Genomic DNA, 11875 nt, shown 5'->3' on the forward strand with positions numbered 1-11875 from the left:
GATTATGTGCAAAATTATCAAAAAAAATAGCCTCCCGGCTGGGGTGTTCTCGGGGCTGGTCGTCTTATTTTTTGTCACCCCCAATGCTCAAGCGGCCTGCACTATAACCAGTACGCCAGCACCTGCTGCGCTGCAAACGTATTCGTTGCCAATTAATCGGATCTCTCCTAATGTACATAACAATAATGTTTTATTGAGTGTGCGGAAATATTTTGATGCCGCAGCGGTACGTTGCGCTACGGGCACGATTTACTGGGTCCATAAAATAGAAAATACCTCCGGTACTACCGGCGTATTTGTTAATGGTTCGCCGGTGTATAAAACTAATATTAACGGCCTGGGGGTATATTATACTCGTAGTAATTCAAGCGGCATGGAGGTAGGCTCAACTGGCGCAGATATTGTCCTGGTGCCTGAAGTTAACATGAACCTAATTAAGTTAAATAACTCTACGATTAGCGGCGTCTTAGATGCCTCGACGCTGCCGGTGGTGAGTTTCTACGCAACAGAATCCAGCAGCGGTGCATTCAACAGCAGCGCGGTGCAAATTACTAAAATGGCTTTCAGAGGCACTGTAAGTTATGTTGTACCCAGCTGTAGTGCTCAGGATAAAGATATCTGGTTGGGAGAATATACCACCGGCGATTTCACCGGTAACTCAACGACGCCGTGGGTGGATGCCAGTATTGTACTGACCTGTGATACGACTTTTCGCAATGCTTACAACAATGTTGCGGATTCTTATATAACGGGCAATATCACTACGACCACCAGACCTGATAATTATTATTCCGTATCTCTGGAGTCCGTTAATGGTTTTGTTGACAGCTCGCGAGGCATCATGGCGCTGGACAGCGGTGGCGCCACCGGTCTTGGCGTACAGATATCCCGTACCCGGTCGGAACAGGCATGGTCCTCTCTGGCATGGACTGGGGAAAATAAAGCCGGAGCCAATACGATTAACATTCCGCTCTATGCTCGTTATATCCAGACTGATAGCAATGTTAGTGCCGGGCAGGCGAACAGTAAACTTTTGTATACCGTTCAGTATAAATAAAAGCATTTTTCAGGAAAGTATTATGCAGCAAGAAAGGGAAGTGAGTCCGCTGGCGCTGAACGGCCTTAAAGCTTTGGAACGAGAACTTGATAAATATTATCGCGGTAGATCTTTTATCTATCTGCCAGCGATGCATTTGCAGTCAGAATGCTATTGCCATTTAACCCGCAAATATATCGTTGTAGGCGTCTCGCCTCCGGCGGAAAATATGTTTCTCAAACGCCATATTAGCCTTAAGGATTCTCTGGTAACTATCATTAAGAAACTTAATTTATATCGAGAGTATCGCTCTCAAGACAGGTGTGAATTTTGCTACTTTCTTAATAATTTAAAAGAAGATGAGCGAAGAATTTTCAGTATGTTATGTAAAACAAGCAATTATCGAATGGCTGCAAATGAACTTAACATTAATGAAAAGAATCTGCGGCGAAAAGTTTATACTTTTACGCAAAAGATGAGTATTCCAAATCGGCGTTGGTTTCTCTGGTGGATTACCTATATGAGCAGGCGCCGACCCCATTTTTTTAACGTAAGCGCGGATTAGCAAAAATTAATCTATGACTACCGTCATGGTTGAAAAACTGCACGTCAGGATTGGGGATTCTTCGCTTGCCACTGGAATATGTTTTATCTAGAATCTTCGCTTTCGGAGAGAGAAAATGTCCGTTGCAGATTCCCTGTTTGCTTACTCTTTTGCTGCCCTGTTGCTCACCCTTACCCCAGGCCTGGATACCGCGCTAATTTTACGAACCGCGACCGTTGAAGGCGGAAAAAAAGCCTTTCAGGCGGCGTTGGGTATTGATACGGGATGTTTTATCTGGGGAGCTGCGGTCGCCTTCGGTCTTGGGGCGCTGCTGGCGGCATCGGAACTGGCGTATGACCTGCTCAAATGGTGCGGGGCCGTCTATTTATGCTGGCTGGGCATTCAGTTAATTCTCAAGCCGCGTCGTCATTTGGTTCATCAGGACAGGGCGGCGGCCCCGGCAGGTAACTGGTTTGTAAAAGGGATGATGGGGAATGTGCTCAATCCGAAAATGGGGATCTTTTACGTCTCTTTCCTGCCGCAGTTTATTCCGGCAGGGCACTCGCCCATCGCCTGGACGTTCCTGCTGGTCGCCATTCATGTGGCGATCGGCACAATCTGGTCATTAACGCTGATTGTGACCAGCCGCTCTGCCGCTCGGCTATTAAAAACGCCGCTGTTCATTCGGTGGATGGATCGCGCGACCGGCGGCCTCTTTGTGCTGTTTGCTGCCAGGCTGGCTTTTAGCCACCGCTAAATCCTGCCGGGCAGGGATGCCCAGCTTCTCGCTCCCACATTTCGTTGCTCACCGAAGCATCCACCGACCTTTGCCGTAAATTTCTTCTCCTGGAGGCCGCGCGCTGTCGCGTGGCGTTGCTTGCGCGTCGGGTTAATCGCAATCATAATGAAAAGAGAATAATATTAAAAATTATTCTCTTTTTGAGAATAATAATGGAGGGGAGTGGGTGAACGTTTTTCAACTCAGGCCGGAGTGGAAGGCCTTTCTGCTGGCGCTGGCCGGATCGGTGGTACTGATCGTCGGTATGGGCTATGGCCGGTTTGCCTATACCGGGATCCTGCCGCTGATGCTTAATGAACAGGTACTGACGCTACGCGAAGGTAATCTCGCCGCTTCGGCAAACTATGCCGGTTATCTGGCGGGGGCGCTGCTGCTGGCGAAAGCCAGACCCACGGACGCCAGATGGCTGAGCCTGCTTTCCGCGCTATTGACGCTACTGTGCCTGGCTTTACTGGCGGTTTTAGTTTCTCCGCTGGCGATTATCGCGGTTCGCGGTATTGCCGGATTATTAAGCGCGGTGACGCTGATTGCCGCCTCACTCTGGCTGCTCCAGCATATGAAGCACCCAAACGGTGCGCCGGTGCTTTTTTCGGGCGTCGGAATGGGCATATTTTTGTCGGCGGAATTTATCTCCCTGGGGAAGGCGCTGGCGCTCTCCAGCCAGCAGATCTGGCTAATATGCGCGCTAAGCGCCGGCGTGCTTTTTATCCTCGCGCTGCGTCTATTGCTGAGCCCCGCAGACTACCTTATCGCTTATCAACCCGCAGCAACCGCACAGCATGAGCAGGCCGAGGGGCCGGTGCGCGAGGCATGGAAACTGCTGCTGATTTATGGCCTGGCCGGCTTCGGCTACATTATTACCGCCACCTATCTCCCGCTGTTTCTCAGCGGTTCGCTGAACGCTATCGATCCGGTGCAGATCTGGGCCATCTTCGGTCTTGCCGCCGTCCCCTCCTGTTTTCTCTGGCATCGGCTGGTCATCAGGCTTGGCTACCGCCGCGCGTTTACCCTTAATTTGCTGATCCAGGCCGTTGGCGTGATCCTTCCGGCGTGGAGTCATACGTTGCCGTTTTGCATATTGAGCGCGCTGCTGGTGGGGTGCACCTTTTTGGGCACCGTGACCATCGCGCTGTCCCAGGGGCGGCGGCTGAATCATCTGGTTTCGTTCAATATGATTGCCGCTATGACCGCAACCTACGGCATCGGGCAAATTGTCGGCCCGCTGGTTGCCGGGGCGCTGTATGACCGCAGCGGGTCGTTTAATCCTTCGCTCAGCGCGGCGGCTATAGCGCTGCTGGCTGCCGCTGCGCTGGTGGCAGCGGGGGCGGGGCGAGCGTCAAAGGTCGGAGGCTGATTCAAGGAGTTGGCGCATCTTCTCAAGGGCCGGGGAGGCGTAGCCTTTGCGCCAGATAAGCTGGGTGATCGCCTGGCCAACCGGTTGCAGCTGGCTGGCTTCGGGCAGCGTCAGAGTCTCAAGCACGCTCTGCGGCACGATGCCGGCATAGCCGCCGGAGGCAACGCAGGCGAGCATCGCGTGGTAGGAGCCGACATCCTGGATCTCGATCTCCGCCTCCTCTGATTGCGCCAGAAACGCTTCCCCCATCGCCCGGTAGGTACAACCCTCCGCAAAGGCGGCAAAACGAAAAGGTTGCGGGTGAGCCTGAAGCACCAGCACCAGCTGTTCTTGAAAGATCGGGACAAATTCCAGGTCGTCAGGCGGAGGCGCTCCCTGCGGCAGACTCACCAGCGCGCAATCGAGCTCGGCGTCCAGTACTTGTTGAGCAAGTTGCCGGGTTGGCTGGGTCTTAAGGGTCAGTTTGACCTCCGGGCACTGAGCATGAAAGCGGGGAAGCAGCTGCGGCAGGCGGCTTGCGGCGGTGGCGTCCATCGCCCCCATGCGCAGATTACCGCCCGGCGTCGCCGGGTGCAGCGCCTGTCTGGCCTCCTCGGCCAGGCTGAGGATTCTCAGCGCGTAGCCCAAAAAATGCTCGCCGGCGGGGGACAGAAGCATCCTTTTATTGCCGCGAGCAAACAGCTCAACGCCCAGCTCCTCTTCCAGCTGGTGAATGCGGGTGGTGATATTGGACTGCGCCCGTCCCAACAGTTTTGCCGCGCGAGTCACGCTGCGCTCTTCCGCCACCGTTTTAAAAATCTCTAATGTGGTGTGGTTCATATTTTTATTCTTAAATTGAAAATAATGTTGATCTTATCATCTCTAAAAGAGATTTTAATGGCCCGAATGCACAAATTTAACAGGGCAAACCATGAAAAACCGGCTGACGCAGCAGCTTGCTATTGATTATCCCATTATTCAGGCGCCGATGGCTGGCGTGTCGACGCCGGAACTGGCGGCAGCGGTCAGCGGCGCCGGCGCGCTCGGCTCGCTGGGGCTGGGGTCGTCAACCATAGAGCAGGCTGAGGCGCTGATTAACCAGACCCGTCGCTTAACCAGCCGTCCGTTTAACGTCAACCTGTTTTGCCACGCACCAGCGGTAAGGGATCGGCAGCGTGAAGCCGGGTGGCTGGCCCGGCTGCGCCCGGAATTTGCCCGCTTCGCCAGCCATCCGCCGGAGACGCTGGCGGAAATCTACCTCAGTTTTAATCAGCAGCCGCGAATGGCCGAGCTGCTGCTCGATCTTGCCCCGGCGGCGGTGAGCTTCCATTTTGGCGTGCCGGATCGTGAAACGCTTCGCCGACTGCGGGATAAGGGTATCGTTACCCTGGCGAGTGCGACCAGCGTGGCAGAGGCGCTGCTGGCCGAGGCGCAGGGAGTCGATATAGTGGTTGCCCAGGGCTACGAGGCTGGCGGCCATCGCGGCATCTTTGACCCCCTGGGGCCAGACGGACGGATGAGCACCTTTACCCTGATTCAGGCGATGAGACGGCATACTGATCTACCGATTATTGCGGCAGGCGGCATCATGGACGGCGCAGGAATCAACTGCGTAATGAACCTGGGCGCAGACGGCGCGCAGCTGGGAACGGCGTTTCTGCTCTGCCCGGAATCGTCCACGGATGCCGGCTATCGTGAGGCCATCAAAGGCGCGCCTGATGGGCAAACGGTTTTAACCTCGGCGATCTCCGGACGTCCGGCAAGATGTCTGGTTAACGGCTGGCGTGAAATAAACGATCCGCATCTCGTTCCGGCTTATCCCGTAGCTTATGATGCCGGTAAAGCGCTGGCATCGGCGGCAAAAGCGCAGGGAAATCGTCAATTCGGCGCCCACTGGGCCGGACAGGGCGTTAGCCTGATTCGCGAGCTGCCGGCAGCGGAGCTGATACGAAAGCTGGTGAGCGAAAGCGGGTTTTAATCGCGGATGGCGCGCGGCCATCCGCTCATCGTTAACGGCGGTGGGCGAGGCCGCGAACCAGACGGTCGCCTGCCATCTGCACCCCCTGTACCAGCGCGACCAGAATGAGCACCGTGCCGACCATCACCTCGTTATTAAAGCGCTGATAGCCGTAACGGATAGCCAGATCGCCCAGTCCGCCGCCGCCAATCACGCCCGCCATCGAAGAGAAGCCGATCAGCATGACGATGGTCAGCGTGATGCCTGCCAGCAGGGTCGGCAGCGCTTCCGGCAGCAGCGATTTAAAGATGACGTGCCAGATATTGCCGCCCATCGATAAAATCGCCTCGATACGCCCGTAGTCCACTTCATCCAGCGCATTTTCAGTCAGCCGCGCAAAGAACGGAAAGGCGCCAATGGTGACCGGAACCACCGCGGCGGTACTGCCGAGGGTGGTGCCGATAATCAACCGGGTGAACGGAATCAGCGCGATCAGCAGCACGATAAACGGCAGCGAACGACCAAAGTTGATAATCGCGCCCAGGATGGCGTTGAGCTTCGGCATCGGCGCCAGCCCGTTGCGGCGTGAAACAAACAGCAGCACGCCGGTTGGCAGCCCGAGCAGCACGGTAAACAGCGCCGCCAGGCCGACCATATAAACGGTATCCACCGTGCCCTGAAACAACAGCGGCCAGAGATCTTCCCAACTCATGCTACTCCGCATAAGGGCCTCCCGTGTAAACCGTGGCGAGCGAGGAAGTCCCGCTCCGCCTGCGGGTCGTGCAGCAGCGACTGCCTTAGCCGCGACCATGGCGCCACCAGCAAATCGGCAATTCTGCCGCTTTCAATAATCTCACCGTGCTCCAGCAGCGCCGCGTGGTCGCAGAGGGTTTTCACCACTTCCAGCTCGTGGGTGATCAGCACGATGGTGAGGTTCAGCTTCTGATTGATGTCCGCCAGCAGGTTGAGCACCGAGGCCGTGGTCTCGGGGTCAAGGGCGCTGGTGGCCTCATCGCACAGCAGCACATCCGGCCGTGCGGCCAGCGCGCGGGCGATCCCCACGCGCTGCTTTTGCCCGCCGGAAAGCTGAGACGGGAAGGCGGCGGCTTTATCCGCCAGCCCGACCAGCTCCAGCAGTTCCGCCACGCGAGCCTGGCGGGCCGCTTTCGGCACTTTGGCTATCTCCAGCGGCACCGCGACGTTGTCAGCGACGCTGCGGGCGTGAAGTAAATTAAAGTGCTGGAAGATCATGCCGGTGCGCAGCCGGTATTCGCGCAGCGCGCTTTTATCCATCCGGGTAATATCATTCCCGTTCACAATAATGCGGCCCGCCGTGGGCCGCTCCAGCAAATTCAGGCAGCGTATCAGCGTACTTTTGCCCGCACCGCTGCGGCCAAGGATGCCGTAAACGGCACCGCCCGGCACATGCAGAGAGACATCGTTTAGCGCCGGTCGGCCTGTTCCGGCATAGGTTTTACTCAGCCCGACAATCTCAATCATGACTGAGGGGCAACCGGGATCACCGAGCCGTTATACTGCTTACGAATAAATTCAGCGACCTGCGGCGAGGTGAGGTCTTTGGCCAGCGCCTTGATGCGCGGATCGTTCGCCAGCGCCGGCGTTGTCACCAGAATATTAGCGTACGGGTTGTTAGTGGCGCTCTCCAGGCCCAGCGCGTCTTTGGCCGGTACCAGCCCGGCTTCCAGCGCGTAGTTGCCGTTTATCACCGCCAGGTCAACGTCATCCAGCGACCGCGGGATCTGCGGGGATTCAATCTCAAGGATTTTCAGGTGCTTCGGGTTTTCCACGATATCTTTTGGCGTTGCCAGGGTGGTCGCCGGGTCGGTGAATTTTGCCGCCAGCTTAATCAAACCCTGATTTTGCAGCAGGAATAGCGCGCGGCTCAGGTTAGTGGTGTTATTCGGTACCGCCACGGTGGCGTTCTCGGGCAGCGATTTAAAATCTTTATGCTTGCGCGAATAGATCCCCAGCGGCTCAATATGGACGGTCGCCGCGACGGCGAAGGTTTTGCCCAGCGCTTTTTCCTGATCTTTCAGATAGGGGACGTGCTGGAAGTAGTTGGCGTCGACGTCGCCGTTAGCCAACAGCTCGTTGGCGTTTACGCCGCTGGTGAGTTCGACGATTTTCAGGTCGAGGCTGGGATCGATCTTTTTAATATAGTTAAGAATTTCGGCGTGCGGCACCGGGTCGGCGGCGACGCGCAGCGCGGCGGCCTGAGCGGAAGTCCAGGCCAGAGAGAGAGACAGTGCAACCCCTGCCAGTTTAAATGCGGCATATTTCATCATCTTATTCCTTGTGTTTGTTGTTATGTTTAAACGATCAATTGCTCGGCGCGTTCGCGAAAAACATCCTGGTAGTAGCGCTCGGCGACATCAGGATGCGAGCGCAGACGCCCTTTCAGGTAATTCCAGCCCACCTCGCGCAGCAGCGGGTTTTGCGGGTCGCTATCTGGTCCGAGGGCTTCGCGGGCCAGCTCATCGGGCAGGGTGTAGACGGGGACCACGGCATCCAGCTGGGCACCGAGGAAGAAAGCGATCGACAGCCGCTGCTGGTCGGCGGGCGGCGAAACGACCCGGTGCACCGTTGCCCGCAGATAGCCGTTGGTCGCCAGCTCCAGCAGCTCGCCGATATTCACCACAAAGCTGCCCGCCAGCGGGGTCGCGTCAATCCAGCGGTCAGGAGAGACTTCGACCTGCAATCCTTTCTGCTCATCCTGCAGCAGGAAGCTGAGAAAGCCGGAGTCCTTATGCGCGCCAACGCCCTGGGCGCTCTGGGTCTCCTGCTGGCCGGGATAGCGGATCAGCTTGATATGTTCATTGGGCTTATCACCATACAGGCCATCGAAGGCATCCTGCGGCAGGCGCAGCGCTTCGGCGAAGGCGCGCAGCAGGGTGATCCCAACCTGGGTCATTTCCCGTTGCCAGGTCAGTAATGTGGGTTTGAGCGAGGGCAACGCCTCTGGCCAGAGATTCGGCCCCTGCAGACGCTGCCAGCGCGGGGCGCGTTCGCTAAGCTGCAGGGCCGGGCGCTCGGCGCCGATATCGAACTGCTCGCGCCAGTCGGGTTGACCGCGGGTTAATTCAGAAGCGGCGCGGTTGTAGCCGCGAAAATGCGGAGAGTGAATCATTGCCACCCTCTGCTTTTGATCGTCGGGCAGGGCAAAAAAGGCGCGGGATTGCTGCTGCACGGCCTGCTGCAGCGACTCATCAACGCCGTGGTTGATCAGATAAAAGAAGCCGATATCGCGGGCGGCGTGGCGCAGGTCGGCGAGAAACGCCGCTTTTTCAGCGGGGTCCGCGTAGCGGGCAAGATCCAGTATCGGTAAGGTTGTCGCGTTCATTGTCTTCTCCGAAGGCGGTATTCAGGTGTTTTCGTCGATTCAGGTTCAGGGTTCGGGGACAACAACAGCGCATGATCGATTCCTCAGTCGGGTGGTTGAGGCCAGCTTGCCTTAAGCGAAAATATTCAACCAATAACGTTCTTTTCTAATTTATGACCGTGGAGGGTTCTGTGCTTTTGCGAATTCTGGATAAGGGGCGATAAGGCAGGTTGCGTATAGCGTCGGGAGACAGTATGGTGAGCAAAATTTTTAAATCAGGTAACAAGACGCAATGCAGCATCCAAACGATCCTCTGCACGGCATCACGCTGGAGGCGCTGTTAAACGCGCTGGTCGCGCAATATGGCTGGGCCGAACTGGCGAAACGCATCAACATTAACTGCTTTAAAAGCGATCCGAGCATTAAATCGAGTCTGAAGTTTTTACGCCGTACGCCGTGGGCGCGCAAAGAAGTGGAAGCGCTGTATATCGATTCGCTGTCCGATACCGATACGGCAAAAGCGGAAGCGCCGGCGGATAATCCGTGGGCACACTGGCAGAAAAAGTAAGGCGCGCAGCGGATAATTCCGCGCGCGCCCTGTGCTGTGTTTTACTGAAGATTGCCTGCGGTCAGGCTCTCTTTATCAAAGGCATGGCTGACATCAATATGATTCTGCTGCACAGATGTATCGATATTTGAACCTGCCTCCGGGCGCGCAAAGCTATTCTCTGCGGCCATCGCGCCGGACGAAAGGGTAGCGGCTAACAGCAGTGCGGTGACTACGCCGATATTTTTCATATTTTGTTCCTTATTTCATCGTGTTGTCGCTGTCGCCTGTGTCTTCCGGCGGCCCGGCAATGTTTCAAATTTTATTTCGTCAGCTCAGCGGTCATATGCACGCGGTTATTGAACTGAGCGCTGGTGATTTTGTAAGACGCGCCTTGCTCTGCGGCCTGAGCGGCAATTTTGGCTTCTGCGCGGTCCAGTGTGGAAGCGCTGGCGCTAATGCTCTGCGCAAAAGTACCGAAAGAGATCATAGAGAGTGCGGCAACTGCAACGAAAGTTTTGATGGATTTCATGGTCGTATTCCTTAAGCGTTTTGTCAGTGTTGGAGCGTTGTTGCCCCGATGTGATAAATGATATGACGGCGACGAGATGATTAAAATCGAAACAATTTGTTCTCATTGTTCAATAAATCTGAATAAAAATTATCGGTTAACGCTATCCTGTTTTGCTAATAAAGTTTGATTACAATCCAGCCTCATTGTCATAACAAATATATAAAAAGTTATTTTTTGACTTTCGATAGATGATTTTCTTGTTTGCTATCATCTGAACGGCGGCAATATAGTTTTTGTACAGCAATAATTGCCGGTGTGCGGCAAATAATCATTATTCACGAATATCTCATTATGATAACGCTCAATAAGATCAGTAAAAGCTTCTCCGGTGAAAGAGTGCTAAAAGAGGTATCCCTCAGCATTCATTCCGGCGAGATTATTTGCATTATTGGCCCCAGCGGCTCAGGGAAAACCACGCTATTACGTACACTTAATTTCTTAGAGCCTGCCGATAGCGGGCAAATAAGAATAGATGACGTGGCGCTGGATTGCGCAAAAGCGGGAAAAAAGGAGATTGAAAAACTACGCTCAAAAACCGCTATGGTTTTTCAATCGTGGAATCTTTTTCATAATCTCACCGCACTGCAAAATATTACCGAAGGCCTGATATACGCTAAAAAGCGCCCGCGGCAGGAGGCGCTGGCTATTGCTGAACGACTCTTAAAGCAGGTGGGGTTATTGCATAAAAAAGACCACTATCCGCACAGTCTCTCCGGCGGCCAAAAGCAGCGTATCGGTATTGCGCGGGCGCTGGCGATTAACCCCGCCGTTCTGCTGCTGGATGAGCCGACCTCCGCGCTGGATCCGGAAAAAGTCGGTGAAGTGCTGGAGCTTATTCAGACCATTGCCGCCGCGGGCCAGACGATGATCATCGTGACCCACGAAATGGCGTTCGCCCGTCAGGTCGCTTCCCGGGTGGTATTTATGGAAAACGGTGAAATCGTTGAACAGGGCCCGGCGGAACAGATATTTGGTGCAGCGCAGCAGGGCCGAACCCGGGCGTTTCTTGCGCAACTGCACTATCATGCCTGAGGCTGATGATGAACAATAACCCGCTGTTTAGCTGGCAGGATATCGCCGGAATAGTGCCGAAACTGCTGGAAAATTTACCCGTGACTCTCGGCATAACGCTGGCGTCGCTGCTGCTTGGTTTGACGATCGCGCTGCTGATTGTGCTGCTGCAGTTTAGCCGCTTTAAGCCGCTCAGCGCGGCGGCAAAGGGGTATACCGACATTCTGCGCGGCGCGCCTCTGGCGCTGCTGATCCTGCTGTTTTTCTTCGGCGGCAAATTAATTTTGACCGCGCTGGCGCTGCCGCCGCTGTGGATTAGCGATACCACCTTTGCGGTGCTGTCTATCTCGGTCAGCATCAGTCCCTACTTTGCAGAAATGATGCGTTCAGCGTGGCGCGCGGTGGATAGCGGCCAGAAAGAGGCCATTATCAGCCTGAATATTCCCTGGCATAAGGGAATACGACGGATTATTTTCCCCCAGGGACTTATTATTGCTATTCCCGTCTTTGGCAATCTTTTAATTAATCTCGTGAAAATGACCTCGCTGGTCAATATTATTGGCATTGTGGATGTTTTTGGCCGTGCACAAAAGATTTCGCAAAATAGCTACGGGGCTAAACAAGTCGCGGCATTTATTAGCGTTATTATCGTCTACTGGGTGCTAAATAGTATTATTCTCTATTTTACCACTCGTATTGAAAAGAAATATCAGTTCCTGCTGGAGTGATAAATT

15 protein-coding genes are annotated in these 11875 nt (G+C 54.8%); 8 read left to right on the forward strand and 7 right to left on the reverse strand.

The window, feature by feature from the left end; all coding sequences use genetic code 11:
* Nucleotides 1-4 precede the first annotated feature (4 nt).
* From K2184_RS03505 to K2184_RS03520, 4 genes are all read left to right on the forward strand, one after another.
* Complete coding sequence (locus tag K2184_RS03505) at nucleotides 5-1057, forward strand: fimbrial protein (protein ID WP_163525248.1); 1053 nt, start codon at nucleotides 5-7, stop codon at nucleotides 1055-1057.
* A gap of 22 nt (nucleotides 1058-1079) precedes the next feature.
* Complete coding sequence (locus K2184_RS03510) at nucleotides 1080-1601, forward strand: hypothetical protein (protein WP_163525250.1); 522 nt, start codon at nucleotides 1080-1082, stop codon at nucleotides 1599-1601.
* Between the two features lie 115 nt (nucleotides 1602-1716).
* Nucleotides 1717-2337, forward strand: coding sequence for a LysE family translocator (locus tag K2184_RS03515; protein ID WP_163525252.1), 621 nt, complete (start codon nucleotides 1717-1719; stop codon nucleotides 2335-2337).
* A 208-nt stretch (nucleotides 2338-2545) separates the two neighbouring features.
* Nucleotides 2546-3733, forward strand: a complete 1188-nt coding sequence (locus K2184_RS03520; protein WP_163525254.1) for a YbfB/YjiJ family MFS transporter — start codon at nucleotides 2546-2548, stop codon at nucleotides 3731-3733.
* On the opposite strand, the gene K2184_RS03525 is transcribed toward K2184_RS03520, so the two are convergent.
* The gene (locus K2184_RS03525) at nucleotides 3716-4552 is read right to left on the reverse strand and encodes a LysR family transcriptional regulator (protein ID WP_023329750.1); all 837 of its coding nucleotides are present in this window, start codon (nucleotides 4550-4552) and stop codon (nucleotides 3716-3718) included. The two genes, K2184_RS03520 and K2184_RS03525, sit on opposite strands and share 18 nt — an antisense overlap.
* A gap of 91 nt (nucleotides 4553-4643) precedes the next feature.
* Between K2184_RS03525 and K2184_RS03530 the strand changes: the two genes are divergently transcribed.
* The gene (locus tag K2184_RS03530) at nucleotides 4644-5690 is read left to right on the forward strand and encodes an NAD(P)H-dependent flavin oxidoreductase (RefSeq protein ID WP_032746019.1); all 1047 of its coding nucleotides are present in this window, start codon (nucleotides 4644-4646) and stop codon (nucleotides 5688-5690) included.
* A 31-nt stretch (nucleotides 5691-5721) separates the two neighbouring features.
* Here K2184_RS03530 and K2184_RS03535 read toward each other — a convergent pair whose 3' ends face one another.
* From K2184_RS03535 to K2184_RS03550, 4 genes are read right to left on the reverse strand one after another with little or no spacing between them, the layout of a single operon-like run.
* Nucleotides 5722-6381, reverse strand: coding sequence for a methionine ABC transporter permease (locus K2184_RS03535; RefSeq protein ID WP_016807425.1), 660 nt, complete (start codon nucleotides 6379-6381; stop codon nucleotides 5722-5724).
* Nucleotides 6378-7169: a methionine ABC transporter ATP-binding protein gene (locus K2184_RS03540; RefSeq protein ID WP_004113226.1), complete on the reverse strand. Its 792-nt coding sequence runs from the start codon at nucleotides 7167-7169 to the stop codon at nucleotides 6378-6380. The genes K2184_RS03535 and K2184_RS03540 overlap by 4 nt, the downstream gene beginning before the upstream one ends.
* A complete protein-coding gene (locus K2184_RS03545) occupies nucleotides 7166-7972 on the reverse strand; it encodes a MetQ/NlpA family ABC transporter substrate-binding protein (RefSeq protein WP_004134110.1) in 807 nt (268 codons plus the stop codon). Before K2184_RS03545 ends, K2184_RS03540 begins: the two co-directional genes overlap by 4 nt.
* A gap of 29 nt (nucleotides 7973-8001) precedes the next feature.
* Nucleotides 8002-9030 (reverse strand): isopenicillin N synthase family dioxygenase, encoded by a 1029-nt coding sequence (locus K2184_RS03550; protein WP_016807426.1) that lies wholly within the window; start codon nucleotides 9028-9030, stop codon nucleotides 8002-8004.
* A 271-nt stretch (nucleotides 9031-9301) separates the two neighbouring features.
* Between K2184_RS03550 and K2184_RS03555 the strand changes: the two genes are divergently transcribed.
* Nucleotides 9302-9577, forward strand: a complete 276-nt coding sequence (locus K2184_RS03555) for a VF530 family DNA-binding protein (protein ID WP_004102267.1) — start codon at nucleotides 9302-9304, stop codon at nucleotides 9575-9577.
* A gap of 41 nt (nucleotides 9578-9618) precedes the next feature.
* On the opposite strand, the gene K2184_RS03560 is transcribed toward K2184_RS03555, so the two are convergent.
* Both K2184_RS03560 and K2184_RS03565 read right to left on the reverse strand, forming a co-directional pair.
* The gene (locus tag K2184_RS03560) at nucleotides 9619-9807 is read right to left on the reverse strand and encodes a hypothetical protein (protein ID WP_004113223.1); all 189 of its coding nucleotides are present in this window, start codon (nucleotides 9805-9807) and stop codon (nucleotides 9619-9621) included.
* A 71-nt stretch (nucleotides 9808-9878) separates the two neighbouring features.
* Entirely contained in the window at nucleotides 9879-10088 is a 210-nt protein-coding gene (locus K2184_RS03565; RefSeq protein WP_004102265.1) for a YdgH/BhsA/McbA-like domain containing protein, read from the reverse strand.
* A 333-nt stretch (nucleotides 10089-10421) separates the two neighbouring features.
* On the opposite strand from K2184_RS03565, the gene K2184_RS03570 reads away from it, so the two are divergent.
* Both K2184_RS03570 and K2184_RS03575 read left to right on the forward strand, forming a co-directional pair.
* Complete coding sequence (locus tag K2184_RS03570) at nucleotides 10422-11162, forward strand: amino acid ABC transporter ATP-binding protein (protein ID WP_004102264.1); 741 nt, start codon at nucleotides 10422-10424, stop codon at nucleotides 11160-11162.
* An 8-nt stretch (nucleotides 11163-11170) separates the two neighbouring features.
* Complete coding sequence (locus K2184_RS03575) at nucleotides 11171-11869, forward strand: ABC transporter permease subunit (protein ID WP_163525283.1); 699 nt, start codon at nucleotides 11171-11173, stop codon at nucleotides 11867-11869.
* Nucleotides 11870-11875: the final 6 nt, after the last annotated feature.

The organism is Klebsiella sp. K5-306 (assembly GCF_051835185.1).
Lineage (GTDB): Bacteria > Pseudomonadota > Gammaproteobacteria > Enterobacterales > Enterobacteriaceae > Klebsiella > Klebsiella oxytoca.